At 37.1% G+C, this 18,442-nt stretch carries 21 protein-coding genes; 17 read left to right on the forward strand and 4 right to left on the reverse strand.

Annotation, left to right across the window (positions count from 1 at the left end):
• The 5 genes from ACYT6F_RS04100 (at nucleotide 1) to ACYT6F_RS04120 (ending at nucleotide 4,357) form a co-directional block, all read left to right on the forward strand.
• The gene (locus ACYT6F_RS04100) at nucleotides 1-633 is read left to right on the forward strand and encodes an acetyltransferase (protein ID WP_472599995.1); all 633 of its coding nucleotides are present in this window, start codon (nucleotides 1-3) and stop codon (nucleotides 631-633) included.
• Complete coding sequence (locus ACYT6F_RS04105) at nucleotides 630-1,517, forward strand: glycosyltransferase family 2 protein (RefSeq protein ID WP_472599996.1); 888 nt, start codon at nucleotides 630-632, stop codon at nucleotides 1,515-1,517. The genes ACYT6F_RS04100 and ACYT6F_RS04105 overlap by 4 nt, the downstream gene beginning before the upstream one ends.
• Entirely contained in the window at nucleotides 1,514-2,416 is a 903-nt protein-coding gene (locus ACYT6F_RS04110; RefSeq protein WP_472599997.1) for a glycosyltransferase family 2 protein, read from the forward strand. The genes ACYT6F_RS04105 and ACYT6F_RS04110 overlap by 4 nt, the downstream gene beginning before the upstream one ends.
• Nucleotides 2,404-3,315, forward strand: coding sequence for a glycosyltransferase family 2 protein (locus ACYT6F_RS04115; RefSeq protein WP_472599998.1), 912 nt, complete (start codon nucleotides 2,404-2,406; stop codon nucleotides 3,313-3,315). Before ACYT6F_RS04110 ends, ACYT6F_RS04115 begins: the two co-directional genes overlap by 13 nt.
• Nucleotides 3,316-3,418: 103 nt before the next feature.
• Nucleotides 3,419-4,357, forward strand: coding sequence for a glycosyltransferase family 2 protein (locus tag ACYT6F_RS04120; protein ID WP_472599999.1), 939 nt, complete (start codon nucleotides 3,419-3,421; stop codon nucleotides 4,355-4,357).
• 44 nt (nucleotides 4,358-4,401) lie between these two features.
• Here the strand turns inward: ACYT6F_RS04120 and ACYT6F_RS04125 are convergent, their stop codons facing one another.
• Entirely contained in the window at nucleotides 4,402-5,436 is a 1,035-nt protein-coding gene (locus ACYT6F_RS04125) for an acyltransferase family protein (protein ID WP_472600000.1), read from the reverse strand.
• Between the two features lie 158 nt (nucleotides 5,437-5,594).
• Between ACYT6F_RS04125 and ACYT6F_RS04130 the strand changes: the two genes are divergently transcribed.
• Genes ACYT6F_RS04130 through ACYT6F_RS04140 form a run of 3 tightly spaced genes read left to right on the forward strand, consistent with a single transcriptional unit; the run spans nucleotide 5,595 to nucleotide 8,130 of the window.
• Nucleotides 5,595-6,140, forward strand: coding sequence for an acyltransferase (locus tag ACYT6F_RS04130; RefSeq protein ID WP_472600001.1), 546 nt, complete (start codon nucleotides 5,595-5,597; stop codon nucleotides 6,138-6,140).
• The gene (locus tag ACYT6F_RS04135) at nucleotides 6,137-6,976 is read left to right on the forward strand and encodes a glycosyltransferase family 2 protein (RefSeq protein WP_472600002.1); all 840 of its coding nucleotides are present in this window, start codon (nucleotides 6,137-6,139) and stop codon (nucleotides 6,974-6,976) included. The genes ACYT6F_RS04130 and ACYT6F_RS04135 overlap by 4 nt, the downstream gene beginning before the upstream one ends.
• Complete coding sequence (locus tag ACYT6F_RS04140) at nucleotides 6,976-8,130, forward strand: glycosyltransferase (protein WP_472600003.1); 1,155 nt, start codon at nucleotides 6,976-6,978, stop codon at nucleotides 8,128-8,130. Before ACYT6F_RS04135 ends, ACYT6F_RS04140 begins: the two co-directional genes overlap by 1 nt.
• On the opposite strand, the gene ACYT6F_RS04145 is transcribed toward ACYT6F_RS04140, so the two are convergent.
• Genes ACYT6F_RS04145 through ACYT6F_RS04155 form a run of 3 tightly spaced genes read right to left on the reverse strand, consistent with a single transcriptional unit; the run spans nucleotide 8,131 to nucleotide 10,122 of the window.
• The gene (locus tag ACYT6F_RS04145; RefSeq protein ID WP_472600004.1) at nucleotides 8,131-8,889 is read right to left on the reverse strand and encodes an SDR family NAD(P)-dependent oxidoreductase; all 759 of its coding nucleotides are present in this window, start codon (nucleotides 8,887-8,889) and stop codon (nucleotides 8,131-8,133) included.
• Nucleotides 8,889-9,122, reverse strand: coding sequence for a phosphopantetheine-binding protein (locus ACYT6F_RS04150; protein WP_169231401.1), 234 nt, complete (start codon nucleotides 9,120-9,122; stop codon nucleotides 8,889-8,891). Before ACYT6F_RS04150 ends, ACYT6F_RS04145 begins: the two co-directional genes overlap by 1 nt.
• Nucleotides 9,123-9,147: 25 nt before the next feature.
• The gene (locus ACYT6F_RS04155) at nucleotides 9,148-10,122 is read right to left on the reverse strand and encodes a 3-oxoacyl-ACP synthase III family protein (RefSeq protein WP_472600005.1); all 975 of its coding nucleotides are present in this window, start codon (nucleotides 10,120-10,122) and stop codon (nucleotides 9,148-9,150) included.
• Between the two features lie 52 nt (nucleotides 10,123-10,174).
• Here ACYT6F_RS04155 and ACYT6F_RS04160 point away from each other — a divergent pair, with 52 nt between their 5' ends.
• From ACYT6F_RS04160 to ACYT6F_RS04200, 9 genes are all read left to right on the forward strand, one after another.
• Complete coding sequence (locus ACYT6F_RS04160; RefSeq protein WP_472600006.1) at nucleotides 10,175-10,744, forward strand: acyltransferase; 570 nt, start codon at nucleotides 10,175-10,177, stop codon at nucleotides 10,742-10,744.
• Between the two features lie 37 nt (nucleotides 10,745-10,781).
• A complete protein-coding gene (locus ACYT6F_RS04165) occupies nucleotides 10,782-11,930 on the forward strand; it encodes a glycosyltransferase (RefSeq protein ID WP_472600007.1) in 1,149 nt (382 codons plus the stop codon).
• Between the two features lie 11 nt (nucleotides 11,931-11,941).
• Complete coding sequence (locus tag ACYT6F_RS04170; RefSeq protein WP_472600008.1) at nucleotides 11,942-12,496, forward strand: serine O-acetyltransferase; 555 nt, start codon at nucleotides 11,942-11,944, stop codon at nucleotides 12,494-12,496.
• Between the two features lie 36 nt (nucleotides 12,497-12,532).
• On the forward strand, nucleotides 12,533-14,026 hold the full coding sequence (locus tag ACYT6F_RS04175) for a phosphoethanolamine transferase (RefSeq protein WP_472600009.1): 1,494 nt from the start codon (nucleotides 12,533-12,535) through the stop codon (nucleotides 14,024-14,026).
• A 337-nt stretch (nucleotides 14,027-14,363) separates the two neighbouring features.
• Complete coding sequence (locus ACYT6F_RS04180) at nucleotides 14,364-15,032, forward strand: carbonic anhydrase (RefSeq protein WP_472600010.1); 669 nt, start codon at nucleotides 14,364-14,366, stop codon at nucleotides 15,030-15,032.
• A gap of 20 nt (nucleotides 15,033-15,052) precedes the next feature.
• Complete coding sequence (locus ACYT6F_RS04185) at nucleotides 15,053-15,352, forward strand: hypothetical protein (RefSeq protein ID WP_472600011.1); 300 nt, start codon at nucleotides 15,053-15,055, stop codon at nucleotides 15,350-15,352.
• A gap of 145 nt (nucleotides 15,353-15,497) precedes the next feature.
• Nucleotides 15,498-17,090 carry a SulP family inorganic anion transporter gene (locus ACYT6F_RS04190; protein WP_472600012.1) on the forward strand — a complete coding sequence of 531 codons (1,593 nt, stop codon included), beginning with the start codon at nucleotides 15,498-15,500 and terminating at the stop codon, nucleotides 17,088-17,090.
• A 49-nt stretch (nucleotides 17,091-17,139) separates the two neighbouring features.
• On the forward strand, nucleotides 17,140-17,775 hold the full coding sequence (locus ACYT6F_RS04195; protein ID WP_472600013.1) for a carbonic anhydrase family protein: 636 nt from the start codon (nucleotides 17,140-17,142) through the stop codon (nucleotides 17,773-17,775).
• 220 nt (nucleotides 17,776-17,995) lie between these two features.
• Nucleotides 17,996-18,436, forward strand: coding sequence for a hypothetical protein (locus ACYT6F_RS04200; protein ID WP_472600014.1), 441 nt, complete (start codon nucleotides 17,996-17,998; stop codon nucleotides 18,434-18,436).
• The last annotated feature ends 6 nt before the right edge of the window (nucleotides 18,437-18,442 follow it).

Consider the following 18,442-nt stretch of genomic DNA (forward strand, 5'->3'; position numbering starts at 1 on the left):
ATGCTTATCGTTGGGGCTAGAGGTTTTGCAAAAGAGGTGCTTGAAATTTGCCATCAAAAAAAAGAGCTGGGAAATCTCGTATTTTATGATGATGTAAATGAATGTCCTGATCTGCTTTATGAAAGATTTCCTATTCTTAAAAATACAGATTGTGCAAAAGAATATTTCAGAAGTACTGATCACAGATTCACGTTAGGGCTTGGAAATCCGAGTCTGAGAAAAATACTGGCAGATAAGTTTCTAAATATTGGCGGACATCTTGTGTCAACAATAAGTCCGAATGCAGATATTGGATCTTACGGAGTGGAAATTGGAGACGGCTCCAATATATTGGCCGGGGTAAAAATTTCTAATGATGTTATTACTGGCATGGCTTCGCTTATCTATTATGATTCAATTATAACCCATGATGTAACCATAGGAGATTTTACTGAAATATCTCCTGGTGTAAAGATATTAGGAAGAGCAACTATTGGATCTTTTTGCCAATTGGGTACGGGTACTATTATTCTTCCCGATATTAAAATAGGAAACCATGTTATTACCGGTGCCGGAACAATCGTCACAAAAAACCTTCCTGATAACTGTACCGCTGTAGGTATTCCTGCAAAAATTATAAAACACAATAAATGATCAATCCATTAGTAAGTGTAGTAATGACCACCTATGGTCAGGAAAGTTATATCGAAGAAAGCATTAAAGGGGTTTTGTCTCAGTTTTTTAATAGAGACATCGAACTCATTATTTCTGATGACTGCTCTCCCGATAATACTGAAGCAATTGTTCAGAAAATTATTCACACACATCCGAATGGATCATGGATAAAATATATAAGACATGCTGAAAATAAAGGCGCTATTCCCAACTTTGCATGGTCAATATCTCAGGCAAAAGGAAAATACATTGCCATTTGTGAAGGAGACGATTACTGGACAGACCCTCTAAAACTTCAAAAACAGATTGATTTTTTAGAAAACAATAAAGACTACAGCATTATATATCATAAAGTAAAAGAAATAAATACATCATGCAATCAGGCAGATACGATTCTTACCAGCCCGGATAAAGAACAGACCTACGAATTGAAACACTTGGCCGCCAAAAACTTCATACATACTCCATCAGTAGTATTCAGAAAAAATTTTAATGAATTACCACCTTGGATTGCATATTCACCGCTAGGTGACTATCCGTTACATATACTCAATGCACAATATGGCCTTATAAAATATCTGCCGGAAGAGATGGCCGTGTATCGTGTTGGAAACGGAATCTGGAGCAGCCAAAGCCGAATTCATCAGATTGTTAATACGATGTTTACCGTTAAACTTTTAACCTTACATTTTCAGGATAACAAAGAAATTTCCCATCTTCTGTCTAATCAATATAAACTGTTACTTAAAAGCTTAACAAATTACCAGAATAACTATTTATCTCCGGAAACAGCTGCTTACAATCTGCCTATTAAGAAATTACTTATCATTCTCATCAGAAAAATCAAACACATAATATTGTGAACAATCAATTGGTATCTATATGCATTCCCACCTATAATGGCGAAAAGTTCTTACAGGAAAGTTTAGACTCTGTAAATGCTCAGTCCTATAAAAATATTGAAATCATTATATCAGACGATGGTTCCACGGACAAAACATTGAACCTTTGTAAAAAGTTTAAAGAAAACACTCAATTTCCTGTTAATATTTACACGCATCAGCCTCAGGGCATAGGTGCAAACTGGAATCATTGTATTGAAAAAGCAAATGGTACATACATTAAATTTTTATTTCAGGATGATATTTTGTACGATACCTGCATTGAAGAAATGGTTGAGATGTATGTAAAGTATCCTGATATTGGGTTGGTTGCATCTAAAAGAGACTTTATTATCGATACCGGCATGAAGTCGGAACAGATAGAAAAGTGGATTGAAAAATATAAAAATCTACAAATAGATTATGAATTATTTAATGACTCCATTTACTATTTAACTCACCGTATTTTTAGCGAGAAATCATTTTTAGCTTCTCCTCTAAATAAAATAGGTGAACCAAGCTGTGTGATGTTCCGAAAGGATATTATCAAAAAAACAGGGCTATTTGATGTACAGCTTAAGCAAATCTTAGATTATGAATACTGGTATAGAATTCTGAAAAATTATCCGGTTATCGTTATCGATAAATCTTTAGTAGCATTCAGAATTCATGAAAATCAGGCTACTAATGTCAATAGAAAAACGGAAATTAATGACTATAACATATACCATAAAATATTATATACAGAGTACTATGATTATTTACATGATTCACTAAAAAAATCATTGGATCATGAATTTTCTAAAAAAAATATTCTAAAGAAATATATTATAGGAAAATATAAATCTCTTAAATCAATGATTAAAAAATGGTTAAGATAATTATTGTAAACTATAACTCTGAAAAATGGATTGATCGCTGTTTATCATCTATTGATCAGGCGGGATTAATAGAACACACTATTATTGTTGATAATGCTTCTACCGATAATAGTATTCTTATTATTGAGCAAAAATTTCCATTGGCAGAGCTTATTAAACTTCCTGTCAATTCAGGTTTTGGACAGGCAAATAACATAGGTATTAAAAAAGCAGATGAGCAAGGCGCAGATTATATTTTTTTAATGAATCAGGATGTCTATATAGAACCCAATACTATTGATTGTTTGATTTCATCGGCACAATTAAATCCTGATTTCGGTATAGTAAGTCCGATGCACCTCAACGGAAATGGTTCTGAACTGGATTTCGGCTTTTCAAATTATATCGCTCCTTCACAATGTAGAAAATTATATTCGGATATATTTTTACAAAAATTAGCCTCTCTCTATGAATTGCCTTTTGTAAACGCTGCAGCCTGGTTAGTGACTAGAAAATGTATTGAAAAAATAGGAGGATTCAATCCTTCATTTTACCATTATGGAGAAGATAATAATTATTGTCAAAGGGTATTGTACCACGGTCTGAAAATAGGTGTTGCTCCGGAAGCTGTAATATATCACGACAGGGGAAACAGAACTGAAAACCAATACTTTGACAACAAGCTTTTGCTTTATAAAAGAAGACTGATGATGATCTCTTCAGATCCGTTCAATAGTAAACAATCCTCAAGACAAATAGTGATAAGTTCTTATAAAATGATGATAAAATCCTTACTTACATTAAGATTAAAGTCTTTTAAAGAACACTACAGTAAAATCAGGATCTATCATTCGCTGGATTGGAAAATGATTTTCCACAACAAAAATCAATCTCTCAGGCAAGGAAAAAATTTTTTGTGACAATCAGCTCTAAAAATAACCGTAATACGTAGGCTGACATAGTTAAATAATATTAACAACCAGGTTTTTATCATCATATTTAAATTTTAAAACACACTCCCAGATGAAAATTTCAGTTATAATCCCCGTTTACAATGCCGAAAAATATGTTTCCCAGGCAGTAGAATCAGCACTTCAGTTTGAAGAAGTGTATGAAGTCATATTGGTAGAAGACAATTCTCCCGATAACGCTCTTCAGGTCTGCCGGCGGCTCACAGAAAAATACAGCAGGGTAAAACTTTATCAGCATTACGACAAAGGAAATCATGGCGCAGGAGCTACAAGAAACTTAGGAATAGCAATGGCAGACGGCGAATTTATTGCCTTTCTCGATGCCGATGATTACTATCTTTCCAATCGTTTTGATGCCGAAAAAGAGTTGTTTAAAGATCCAAAAGTAGAAGGTGTTTACGGAGCTTTAGGTACCCGTTATTATTCTGAAAAAGCAAGAAGCGATTACTTTAAATTATTTGCAGACCGGCTAAGTACTGTACACGACAAGCATCATCCTAAAGATGTATTTGCCGGACAGCTTGGCATGAAAGGCAGCTTCGGCCTTATGCACCTTGATACTCTTACGATCAGAAAAGATGCTTTACAAAAAGTAGGATCATTTTTTAAAAAAGAATTAAGGCTGCATCAGGATACGGAATTTTTGTTCCGGCTTTCCTTTTATGCTGATCTTTATCCCGGGATAATAGATAGAGCCATTGCCATTAGGGGTATTCATGAGAATAACCGGATTACGCAAGTAGACAGCAGAAAAATAAATCCTGCAACAACCAGGGTTTTGCTGTGGAAAGAAATAAATGACTGGGCACAGAATGAAAATACTATTCCCCAGGAAATGAAACTACACATCAGAAGAATGCACAGAAGCTACGAAATAGCTCTCGCACCAACATTAAAAAAATGGGCAATGATCACAAAATATCTCTTTACAGATTACAGAAGCATTCGTTCAGGTCTATATAATATTAACTTTAGGAAAGACCTTTTCTGAAATTATCTTAACTAAAATATAAACTAAATGTATCGGTATACATTTCATCGTCTCGAAAAGCTGATTTTTTTGATGTAATCCCGCATCGGTTTTTCAATAAAGTGGTAAAAAATTGCTGAAATAGCCATCAGAACCAAAATGTAAATCCAAAATACCGTATTGCTGTGGAAAACCTGGAAGTAATCCCACAAGACCGATCTCAGAATGTACAGTAAAGGAATATGAATAATATAGATTGCATAACTAATTTCTCCAAGAAACTCCAGCGGTTTTAGTGAAAATATTTTGGTCAGAAATCCCGTATTACAGGAAATAAAATAAATTACCGGAACAAACAGAACAGCCATTAAGCCATTATGGAAATTCAGCGGAATAAAAATCAAAGACAGCATTATTCCCGCAAAAAGTAAAATAACGGCAAGATCATAGTTTTTTTCTGTATGCTTTTTTACAAAAAATAGCCCTGCAAGGTTTCCTATTAAAAACTCATTAATGTGCCAAAGCGGAAAATAATGAATGAATTCATGACTGTCTGTATGCGGTCCTTTATAGGAAAGCGAATTGATATACAAATTGGAGAAAACCTGGGTCCCGATCCAGATCAGAACCGCTATAATCCAGATGCTTTTGTTTCCTCTTGAATATAGATAATTGTACAGCAAAGGAAACACAAGATAAAACAGAAACTCGACGGAAATAGACCAGCCGGGAAAATTAAGAATAAGGGCTTTTCCCGGTATCCAGCTCTGAACACCGGAAAGATATAAAAAGGCGTTGTAGAAAGTGAAATCAGAATATCGTGTTACAAGATAAAGCAGCAGCCCCATCACATATAGAGGATAGATTCTGGCGACCCGGTTTCGGTAAAAATCCAGATAGCCTATGGTAGCCTTTTTATGATATGCAACAATCATGATAAAACCGGAAAGAATAAAGAAATAGCTTACCCCTACGTTAGCCCTGAGCAAAATATCCGAAACAAAACTGATCTTATATAAAAATAAATCTTTATTAAAATGGGAAATAACAATCGCCATCGCAGCGACAAAACGGGTAAATGTAATCTGACTAATTTTCACAGAATCGCAACATGCTTTACTCTATCAATCCAATACTCCGGCTCCGGAGATTTTTTGATATAAAGTATTAATTTTAAGGCACAAAAATAAGATTTATTCTTAATTATTACATAAAAACCAATTATATTTGTAGATACAAATGAGAAAAAAAAATTATTATGCTTTATGAAATTTTAGCAAAGCTCCAGCGAAGAAATCAGATTTCTCTTCTGAAAAGACACCCCAATGTTTCTTTCAAAGAAATCAGGCTTGGCATCAGTAACGAACTTGTACTGCATAAACATGCGAAGAAAATAACGATAGGAAATGCTGCCAGCTTCAGAAATTATGTCCATATTCTTGTTGAAAAGGATGCCACGTTAGAAATCGGAGAACATTTTTTCATGAATAATTTCTGTTCCATTAACTGCCTGGAAAGTATTTTTATCGGTGATCATACATTATTCGGAGAGAATGTAAAGCTGTACGACCACAACCATGCCTACAGCACCCAGCCGGATTTTCAACTGTCTCATTCGGAATTTACCAAAGCTCCAATCAGAATTGGCAGCAACTGCTGGCTTGGCAGTAATGTTACCGTATTGAAAGGTGTCACGATCGGCGACAACTGTATCATCGGTGCCGGATGCGTCATTTTCAAAGATATTCCCGCCAATACAACCGTAGTCAATCGTCAGGATCTAATGCTAAAAGAACAGTCATGAAGTTTTCCATCCTCATTGCGCATTACAACAATGCCCGCTTCTTCCGGGATTGTTACGAAAGTATTCTGCAGCAGACGTATACAGACTGGGAAGCAATTGTATTGGATGATGCTTCCGCTGAATCCGAAAAGAATAAAATTAGGGAACTGATTGCAGGTGATCAAAGATTTAAATTTTTTCAAAACAACAGAAATTCCGGTGTTGGCGTTACCAAAAGCCGGCTGATAGAACTGGCCGAAGGAGAAATCTGCGGTTTCGTAGATCCTGACGATGCCATAACTCCCACCGCTATCCAAAGATGCGTGGAAGTATTTACCTCGAAAAAAAATACCGTCCTTACCTACTCCAGATTTATGACATGTGATCATAATCTTGTTCCTATTGCGCCATTCAGGTCTGCCAGGCAGGTTCCTAACGGAAATCCTTATTTTTTTAACTTCCCCATACAGATTGCTCATTTTGTAGCATTTAGAAAAGATATTTATGAGAAAACAGAAAAAATAAACCCGGAATTTAAAATCGGTGAAGATCAGGATCTCTACCTTAAAATGTATGAAAAAGGAAAAGTAAGATTTATCAATGAAGTCAACTATCTGTACAGGACACATGCGGGAGGTATTTCACAGAATGAAAACAAAAAAAGATCTTATGAATATTTTGCGCAGGTAATTTTTAATACCATGAAACGAAGAGGCCTCAAGGAGATCAACGGGGAAAAGATTCCTGACCGTTATACCGATGCCAATGAGATATTTGATCTTCTTCAATACCAGCATCAAATGTCTTTTCGCCTCAGAAAAAAAATGCAGATTACCTTACAATCAATTTTTGGATAATGTTAGAAAAAAAAATAAAAATTTTGTTCAGGCACCGGTCCATGGAAATGGGAGGTGTAGAAAAAGTACTGCTGAGCTTACTCAACAACCTTAGTCCTGATAAATTTGAAATGACCATTTGCCTTACTCTCAACCAGGGAGAACTTCGTGATGAAATCCCCCGGCATGTAAGGAAAATATACCTTACCGACGGAAAAGAAGATTTTTCCGGCAATCCTTTACTGAAGAAAATCCAACTCGCAGGAAGAAGATTAAAACTGAAAAGATTTAAGAACAATCCTGCCATCGCCGATCGTCTCATCAATGACGTTTTCGATGTGGAAATCGCTATGGATTACAGAGATTATGATGCCATTCTTAATTCTACCAACAAAAATTCAAAAAAAATAGGATGGTTTCATTCTGAAATCAATGTCCCGAAATTCCAGCCTTTGGTACCCGCAATTTTAAAAAGTTTCCCACGGTTTGATCATATGGTGTACTGCTCCCATAAGATCAAAGACATGATGCACCATTATTATCCGGACCTTCATTATCCGGAAGAAAGTGTCATTATCAACCCTATTCCGGTTGATGAAATCAAAAAAAAGGCACAGAAAGAACCTGACTACTTTCCGGAAGGACCCGTTTTCGTTTCCATCGGAAGACTTCACTCAAGAAAAGGCTACCATAAGCTTATTGAAGCTCATAAAAGACTCATGGATGAAGGATTTTACCACAGCATTATCATTATTGGTGACGGCGATGAAATGAAGAATCTGGCTTCTCAATCCGAAAAATACAAAGTAGGAAATACTTTTATTTTAAAAGGAAATCAGATGAATCCTTATCCTTACCTCAGAAAAGCAGATTACTTTATTCTTCCTTCAGAATCTGAAGCATGGCCTCTGGTAATTGCAGAAGCTTTACTTCTTCAAAAGCCCATCATTGCTACCGATGTAGGAGATGTGGGACTCATGATCGAAGACCGTAAAACCGGTTACCTCATTAGCTATGAAGTTGATGAAATGTATTCGGCAATGAAGACTTTTCTTACCAATCACTTACTTCTTGCTCACATCAGGGGAAATCTTAAAGATATTGAAAGTCAGTTTGATAATCAAAAAATATTTAACCGTATTGAAGAAATGATTATAGCAGCCTGCAAAAAATAATTATTGTGCAGAGTATCCTCCGTCAATCACCAGATTGGTTCCGGTTACCCATCTTGAAGCATCGGAAAGCAGGAAGATACAGGCATTGGCAACATCTTCAGGATTTCCTATTCCCAACGGGTGTTTCCTGATAATTTCAGATGAGGCCTCTTCGCCAATATCTTCAAACATCTTCTCTAAAATAGGGGTATTTACCATCGCCGGGCTTATACTGTTTACGCGGACATTGCTTCTGGCGAGCTCCATCGCCAAAGTTCTTGCTCCGGAAATGACAGCTCCTTTACTTGCAGAGTAGGCCGTTTTCCCGGGCTCTCCGACCATTCCTGCAACGGAAGAAATAAATACAAAGCTGGACGTTTCATCTTTATATTTCTTTAAGGATAAAATTTTGGCAATTTCAAATCCGGCTATAACATTTACAGCAAATATATCGCGATAGAGTGCGGGACTATGCTTTTTTAACGGCAGTGTTTTTTCGATTCCTGCACAATGTATAAAGCCTGATATTTTACCTAATACCAGAACTTTGTCTGCTATAATACTTTCCAGATTTTCATTTTGTGTAATATCCTCTGCAATGACTTCAACTTTACTTTCGGGATTTAGCAGGGATACGGTTTTCATCAGTTCATCACGGTTTCTTCCTACAAGAATGAGATCGGCACCTCTTTTACTACACTCTACACAACAGCTTCTTCCAATCCCGGAAGAAGCTCCTGTAATGAGAATAACCTTATTTTGCAGGGAAAAAGAATCCATTACTCTTCAAAATTTTCTTTCCCGATCACATTCATAAGATCTGAAACCGTTTCTATATCCTTAAAATGCTTGGTATCGATCTTCTTACTGAAATGTTCGTCTACAAATGCAATAACGGCAAGCAGGCTTATTGAATCATAGCTTTCTAAAGATTTCAGGTTGGTTTCAGGGGTCAGGATTTCATCTTCTTCAAGTTCTTCCTGAAGCTTTTCTAAAAAAACGGATGTTTTCATTTGGTATAATTTTAAAGTTTGTGTTTTACATTTCCATGATGGTGGCGCCCCAGGAATAACCCACGCCAAAACCGGCCATTAATACTTTATCTCCCGTTTTCAGCATTCCTTTATCCATCATATTCTTCAAAGCAATGGGAATGGTTGCAGATACGGTATTTCCCGTTTTCTCCATGTCAATATAGAATTTATCTGCCGGAATTTTTGTTTTCTTTCTCAGATAATTCAGCATAAAAGAATTCGCCTGATGGAATACAAAATGATCAATATCATCCATTTGCATTTCATTGATTTCCAGCGTCTCTCTCACGAGGCCAGGGATATTTCCAATTGTAAAATTAAAAATTTCCGGGCCATTCATGTATATATTTTCGGGGCTGAACTCGTGTTCGGGGTTAAGTTTAAAATCTTTTTTGAAGGCACCTTTTTTCACGATAAGATTTTCTGCTCCGCTTCCGTCGGTACCAAGGCAGAACTGGTACTCACGGGAATTTTCTGCTTTTTCAACAATAGCGGATGCAGAAGCATCCCCAAATATGCTCCGGTTTCCTTTGTCATCCGGGTGAATATGTTTGGTATAGGTTTCTGAGGTAACGAGAAGAATACTTTTGGCGATTCCTGCCGCGATCAGGCCTTTAGCGAAAGCCAGCCCGTAAACAAATCCTGAGCACCCCAGGTTGAAATCAATAGCTCCGATATTTTTCCTCAGTTTCAGGCGGTCCTGCAAAAGACATGCAGTTGTAGGCAGAAAGTAATCCGGGCTTTGGGTACAGAATAAAATAAAATCTACTTTACTGCGGTCGTAGCTCTCAAAAATTTTTTCTGAAGACTTTACGGCCATATCCAGCACCGTTTCATTATCAGAAGAAATATGGCGTTGCGAAATTCCTACTTTTTCATGGATTCTTTCGGAACTCCATTCGGGGAACAATTTTTCAAGATCTTCATTAGTCAGCACAGACTGAGGAAGATAATATTCTATTTTCGAAATTTTCATCATGTTAATAAATTTTCTTTCTTTGCAAAAGTAACAAAACAAATGTACACTTGTGATGATTTTTTTATTTAGAATTTTAATAAAAATGCATGCGCTCTATCATTCCCTTTTAAACAGAGCCAGCCTTGAAGCTGCAAAATACAGAGGCATGAAAGTAGGTAGTAATTTCAATATGCCTGATAAAGTATTCTTCGGAACAGAACCCTATCTTATCGAAATAGGAGACAACGTCAATATTGCCGCCGGCGTAAGGTTTGTGAATCACGGCGGAACAACAACCTTACTGAGAAAGCTTCCCGGATATGAAGATGCCAGAATTATGGGAAGGATAAAAATAGGAAATAACTGCACCATCGGTCTTAACTGTGTCATCATGCAGGATGTACAGATCGGAAACAACTGTATTCTGGGAGCCAATTCCGTATTGTCGCAATCTATGCCAGATAATACCGTATTTATCGGAAATCCGGCACACTTTCTCTGCACAATAGAAGATTACGGAGATATTGTTTTAAAAAACAATCCCGAATATCCCCGCGAGCTGGAAAAGGACCGAAAAAAACTTGATGCCTATATCAAAGAAAATCTTCCCCATAAATACAAAAAAGCGAGAAAAATTAAATAACTTAGTTCTCGCAAATACACAAACGAAAAAAAACAAATTGAAAAAGAAAAAAATCCTCATTCGAATAGGCTCGCTGCGACACGGCGGCGCAGAGAAAGTATTGGTTAATTTTCTGAAAAACCTTCCCCCGGATAAATACGAAATTGATCTTCTGGTGAATCTGTATTCCGGGATGTACCTTAAAGAAGTGCCTTCATGGATAAATTTGCGTTATCTTATAAAAGGAGAAATGATCACCACCAACAGGCCGAAAGATATTCCCATAAAAGCTTTCAGGGTTCTTTATGAAAAAATGTTCCTTTGGTTCCCGTTCCTGCTCTATCGTTTTATTTTACAAAATAAAAAATACGATGTGGAAATTGCGGCTATTCATGCCATGTATAAAGAAATACTCTCGAGTCCGCAAAAGAATTCAAAAAAAATCATCTGGGTTCATAATGATATTTTTAGCATAAAAGGCTATACTACCAAAGTGATTCGTGAATTTTTCAGGTTTGACAGGATTTTGGTGATTTCCAATAAAATCCGAGACGGAATGTATGAACTTGCAGACAGCGATGACGAAAAAGCAGCTATCATTAAAATATTTAATCCTATCGACAGGGAAGATACACTGAGAAAATCAGATGCTGAGATTCAGGATTATCCTTTTACCGAAAATCTTCCTACGTTTGTCTCTATAGGTACGGTATTTCCTCAAAAAGGCTATGACCGGCTGCTGAATGTTCATAAAAAACTGATTGATGAAGGATTGAAACATCAGCTGCTCATCATTGGTGACGGCTACGACTTTAATACTATTCAGAATCAGCTCAACAAATTCGGTCTTCAGGAAACGGCTAAAATGTTAGGTTTCACCAGCAATCCTTATCCTTACCTTAAAAGAGCAGATTTTTATGTCATGTCTTCGAGGTATGAAGGTTTTCCTACGGTGATTGCGGAAGCGCTTATCTTCCAAAAACCTATTTCTGCAACTGACATTTCAGGAATAAGAGATCTCTTGCAGGACGGCAGGTTGGGAAATATCACACCCAACTCTGAAGAAGGAATTTATGAGGGAATGAAAAAATTTCTCACCGATAAAGATCTTACTGAAGAATATAAAAAAGAAATCGCACAGACCGAGCTTCCGTTTGTTTTAGAAAAATCGGTGGAGCACCTTCAAAAAATCATTGACGAAGTTTAAAAACAAGCATTATGGCAGATCATTCCATCATTCAGAAAGATTTTTACCGGGAAAGCGGAAAATGGCTCTCCAAGTTCGAGATCTGGAAGAAATGCATCAATCCCAATCTTCACTTTGTTTACATTTTGAGAATGGCTCAAAAATACCAGAAAAAAACTATTCTTAATATATTTTGGAGAATAATTCTTCGGCATTACCAGATCAAATACGGCTTCCAGATTTACCCTGAAACAAAAATTGGAGAAGGTTTTTATCTTGGCCACTGGGGAAGCCTGGTCATCAATCCGGGAACGATCATTGGAAAAAACTGCAATATTGCCCAGGGCGTGACCATCGGGCAGCAGAATCGTGGTAAAAATGAAGGTTCTCCCGTTATAGGTGATGAAGTATGGATCGGTACTAATGCGGTTATCGTAGGAGCGGTTACTATTGGGAATAATGTCCTGATTGTGCCTAATTCTTACGTAAATTTTGATGTTCCGCCCAATTCTGTTGTTTTGGGGAATCCTGCCAAAATTATTCCGACTGATAATGCTACAGAAGGTTATATCAACCGGAAGGTGTAGCCTTTTACAAAATTATTTCGTTAAAAAACACACATCATGCTAAAAAAAACAATTCCTATACTCATTATTTTATTATACCTCACAGGTTTTTTGCTATCCTTTCCTTATATTTTTCAAAAGCTTTTTGGTAAAGAATGGTTTGAAAGCATCCGGAATATCCTGGAATACGGAGTCATGTTCTGCTCTTTTCTTGTTTTTAACGCTCTTCTTTTCAAAAATAAGTATACTGCTGCAATCGCCGTGATATTGTGCTTAGTACTCAGTGTAAACTTTCTGATCTCGGTATCATGCTTTTTCGTGTACCATTCCGGCTTTAATGTAGGAATGGCGATCAGTATTCTGGAAACGAATATAAATGAGGCATACAGTATGTCTTATATGTTTATTCTGCCCACCGTCCTTTTCTTAATTTTTTTCGGAATGATGCTGTATTCTGTCAATTATCTGAAAAACAATATCGTAACATTCAATATCAAATACATTCTTATAGCAGTTCTGTGGGTTGTTATGCCGTATACTTATTACCTTAAACATCGGTATATAAGCAATAAAGGTGGCGGAAAAATGATTAAAAATGTATATTACCATCTGTCCGACTTCACTACGGCGATGAAAATTCAGGATGACATCAATACCATTAAAAAAAATGTTCCTGTTTTTAGCATCAAAAAAATACAGCCCGGAATAGAAAATGTTATTCTGATCATCGGAGAATCTGAAAGAAAACAAAACATGTCATTATACGGCTATGGAAAAAAAACTACGCCTTATGCAGATCAGCAGGCCGAAAATATGATGATCTTCGATAATGCAGTCTCCCCGGCAGGAATCACGAACCTGAGTGTTCCGCTGATGCTGTCAAGCATTCATCCGGAAGAGTACAAATACCGCTACGACAAGCTTTCTTACAATGTTATTAATCTCGCTAACCAGATCGGATACAATTCTTTCTGGCTCAGTACACAGGCCAGCGCAAGAGGAATAACGGCTCTGGCCTCTTTGTCGAAAAATAAGAACTGGATTAACGGATACGATGAGGTGATCATTCCTGAGCTTAAGAACGCTATTCTCGGCACTGAAGAAAAATTTATAGTACTGCATATCATGGGCAGTCATCCGAATCCCTGCAACAGGCTGCCTTCCAACTGGAATTCCGCAGGGATGGATTGCTATGACAGCTCCGTTAAGTATACAGATTATGTTCTCGGAGGCATTTTCGCCATTTTAAAAAATACAAATTCTGTTGTTATTTATGTTTCCGATCATGGGCTGAAGGTCCAGGGAGATAAGCTGCTTCATGTAGATTCTAAAGAATCTACTCAGGTGCCTTTTTTTGTCTGGTTTGGTGATAAAGTCCCATCTTCCTACAAAGTTACAGGCCGGGAGCCCCTGCAGACCCAGACCACGTACATCTATCCTCTGATTATGAAATACATGGGTCTTGAACCACCGGCACATTATAAAAGTGAAGAAAAAAAATATCTGAATCTGGAAATGGAGAGCATAGATTACAAAACATTGCCGAATTAATTAATCAATATCAGTATGTATATACCTTGATTTCGTGTTCTTAGCAATAAGAAGCGGCAGCTTATTTTGTAAACTTTTTACTTTAAAATTGAGAAAATTTTAATTTCATTTCAATATTATATTTATCCTTTGTAATTTTATTCATTATTTTTTCACCAAAATTATATTTAATTAATTTTTTTCGTTACTGCAGATGATTTTAAGCATATTTTAATATTAAACTTTGTTAAAAGTATCTGCTTTTTCAACAAATATTCTATTTTTGCAATATTATTGATTTGGTCTATTGATTTTAAAAATAATTTACACGAAATAAATAATTATAATAAAGCAAATTATGTCACAATCGTACAAGATTATTTTTGAAAACAATAAAAGATGGGTAGAGTCTAAATTAGCAGACAATCCGGAATTCTTTCACGATCTTGCCAAGACGCAGAACCCAGATTATCTGTACATTGGCTGTTCAGACAGCAGGGCAACAGCGGAAGAGTTAATGGGAGCAAAACCCGGCGAAGTTTTTGTCCACAGAAATATTGCCAATATTGTTAATACACTTGATATGAGTTCTACAGCCGTTATTCAATATGCAGTAGAACATCTGAAAGTGAAACATATTATTGTCTGCGGCCATTATAACTGTGGCGGTGTAAAAGCTGCCATGACGCCTGAAGATCTCGGACTGCTGAATCCATGGCTTAGAAATATCCGTGATGTGTACAGACTTCATCAGAGTGAGCTGGATTCTATTGAAGATGAAAGCTTACGTTATGACAGGCTGGTTGAGCTTAATGTTCAGGAGCAGTGTATTAACGTCATCAAGATGGCCTGTGTACAGGAAAGATACATCCTGGAGGAACTTCCTGTTGTTCACGGCTGGGTATTTGACCTCAGAACAGGTAAGATTATAGATCTGGAAATTGATTTTGAAAAAATTCTTAAAGACATCCAGAAAATCTACAACCTTACGGGTTCTAACTGGGTAATGAGCAGAAAGACCAAATAGTTTTTCTTAAAAAAAGTGAAATGAAACTCTGGAGTATTATTACATTACTGTTTTTTATAAACTTCACGGCTTTACCGGGTATTGCTTCGGTATTGGGCTGGGATCTTACGAGAACAAATGTTGTAATCAACGAAGAAGAACCGCACTCGCACCCGTCATCTTTTATTGTTTATGAAAAGACACTTCCAAAAACACTGGATGTATTCGATTTTCTTAAGTTTTTCGAAACTTCCCTGGAAGAAAAATCTTTTGTGCCGGTAGATGATTCCTTTCATCTGTCGCCTTTACTTTCCATATTTTCCCCGCCTCCGGAAGCTTAATTTTTATCATTAGATTTTTTTGATCCTGTTCATATCATATTTGGTATAGGACACTCATGTACTATTGTAAAATTTAATTTCCAATCTTTTGTAACTGATTTATTAAAAGCAGAATGATCAGTTCTATTCACAGCAGTTTGACATCATGAAAAAAACATCATTAATAGGAGGAATAAAGGAGAATTTCCCTTCAGGACTCGTTGTATTTTTAGTAGCACTTCCCCTTTGTTTAGGAATTGCGCTTGCTTCAGGCGCACCGCCATTATCCGGAGTTATTGCGGGAATTGTGGGAGGTCTCGTAATTGGGGCTATCAGCAATTCGAATATTTCCGTATCAGGCCCGGCAGCCGGATTAACCGCTATCGTACTGACAGCAATAACAGATCTCGGCGCATTCAATATTTTCCTTTGTGCCGGTCTTATTGCCGGAGTTATCCAGTTGGTTTTAGGATTCATACGGGCAGGAAGCATTTCCAATTACTTTCCCAATAATGTTATTGAAGGAATGCTTGCCGCCATCGGGATCATTATTATTTTAAAACAGATTCCACACGCCCTGGGATTTGATAAAGATTATGAAGGACACCAGTCGATCTTTGATAACGGGCTGAATTTCGGATATTTTTCTGAATTATTCGGAGCCATTCATCCGGGAGCAATTATCGTGACCATAGTTTCAATATCCATATTAATCATTTGGGACAAAGTTCACGTTTTAAAAAGAATAAAAATGCTTCCAGGCGCCTTGGTCGCCGTAGTAGCAGGTATCATTCTGAATGAAATATTTAAAATGACTGGCAGCTCGCTGGCGATACAGACCCAGCATCTGGTTTCTCTTCCCGTACCACAGTCACTGGACGATTTTAAGAACCTTATCACGACTCCTGATTTTAACGGATTTATGAATCCGAAGGTGTGGATCGCGGGAGCAACAATCGCTATTGTAGCATCTATTGAAACACTGCTTTGTATTGAAGCTTCAGACAGACTGGATGTACAGCGAAGAATAACAGATACGAATCTTGAATTAAAAGCACAGGGAATAGGAAACCTGGTAAGCTCATTAATTGGCGGACTTCCAATGACTTCCGTGGTAGTTCGAAGCTCTGCGAATGCCAATGCAGGAGCAACATCGAAAACCTCAACAATTATCCACGGTATTCTCCTGTTAATTTGTGTTTTATCAATTCCGGTTATTTTAAATCTTATTCCTCTCTCTACGCTGGCTGCAGTATTGATTCTGGTTGGATATAAGCTGGCAAAACCGGCTACTTTTAAACATTTCTGGCAACTGGGAAAATTCCAGTTCATCCCATTTGTGGCAACTGTAATTGCTGTTGTTGCTACAGATTTGCTGAAAGGCGTGGGGATAGGACTTGCGATCTCTGTTTTCTATATCCTGCAGGGAAACATGAAAAGAGCCTACTACCTGAGCAGGGAAAAGCTTAATGATGCAGATGAAATAACAATCAAACTCGCTGAGGAAGTTTCATTCCTGAATAAAGCTGCCATTAAAAAAACACTAAAAAATATAAAGCCGAACTCTACCGTTACCATTGACGCCAGAGGAACCTCTTATATTGCCACCGATGTTTTGGAGATGATTCAGGATTTTGCCAATATAAGGGCTAAAGAAGAAGACATTAATGTAGAACTCTTAGGGTTCAAAACCTCATACAAAGACTACGAAAGAGATGAAGATTCTCATATTGTAGTTACTCACAAAAGAGCAATGTAAGTTCATTGTTTAATAATTTTTTTAACTTTAAAAAATATAAATAGATTATATGAAAGCACACACTCACGAAACTCAGTCTACCATAACCCCTGAAAGAGCATTAGACTTTTTGAAGGAAGGAAACCAGAGATTTGTAAATAACCTTAAAGCCAACAGAGACCTTCTGGAGCAGGTAAATGCTACCCGTGAAGGGCAGTGGCCGTTTGCCGTGGTTCTGAGCTGCATAGACAGCCGTACTTCAGCAGAGCTTATTTTCGATCAGGGTCTTGGAGATATTTTCAGCATCAGAATTGCCGGAAATTTTGTGAATCAGGATATTCTGGGCTCTATGGAGTTCGGATGTAATGTGGCAGGGTCCAAGCTGGTAGTAGTTTTGGGACACACCAAATGCGGAGCACTGAAAGGCGGGCTGGATGCCGCACAGATCGAAGGACTGGGAATGGATAACCTGAACCACCTTATCAACCATTTTGACCCGATCATTAAACAGGTCATTGAAGAAGGAGAAGAGCGCTCTTCAAAAAACAGTTCACTTTTGGAAAGACTCAATCATCAGAATGTAAAAAGTGCTATTGAAGATATCCGCAAACAAAGCTCGACACTCAGAAAACTTGAGGAAGAAGGCAAGATAAAAATTGTAGGAGCCAATTACGACGTAGAAACAGGGGCTGTAAGCTGGCTGTAAGCAATCTCCTATCTCTCTGGCCGACAGACTGGAAAAATCAGTACCATATATTATCGTTGGATAGATTGGAATTAATTTTAAAGTACATCATAGGACCATCAATTCTGATGGTCTTTTTTATTGACAGACATTTTTCAATTTTATAATTATAAAAGCGTCTCTCTAAATGTATTTTACCTTAAAATTCTTACTTTTGAATGGTAAAAATTCTGAGATTAATATGGCTGCACCACTAAAACTACTCCTTTTCGTATTTCTTTTTTTTCTGAACGGTTTTATCAAGTCTCAGGAAGTTTCCGGTAAAAAAACCGTAACAGACACGCTGGCTTATGCAAAAAGATTTGAAATCAATAAAGAAAAATACATTGGGAAGCCTTTCTCACTCCTTCTGAAAGACATGTCCCAGATGCAGCCTAAACAAGCCAAATCCGAATTCAGGGAAGATACCAGTAATCCTCTTCCGAGTACTGCATTTGCATTTTCTGACAGGGATATAAATTCCGGAAACACTGTAATGATGATCATCAGATGGAAGCCTGATGACACTGCAACTACCCCTTTAGAATTTTTTGAACAGGAACACAATTACCGTTTTACACCCAATGAAAAGAATTTCCTGGAGAAAAAAATAGTCCGGGACCTTACCGTCTATAAACGATAACCCTGA

The organism is Chryseobacterium sp. NG-CE01, from assembly GCF_055695505.1.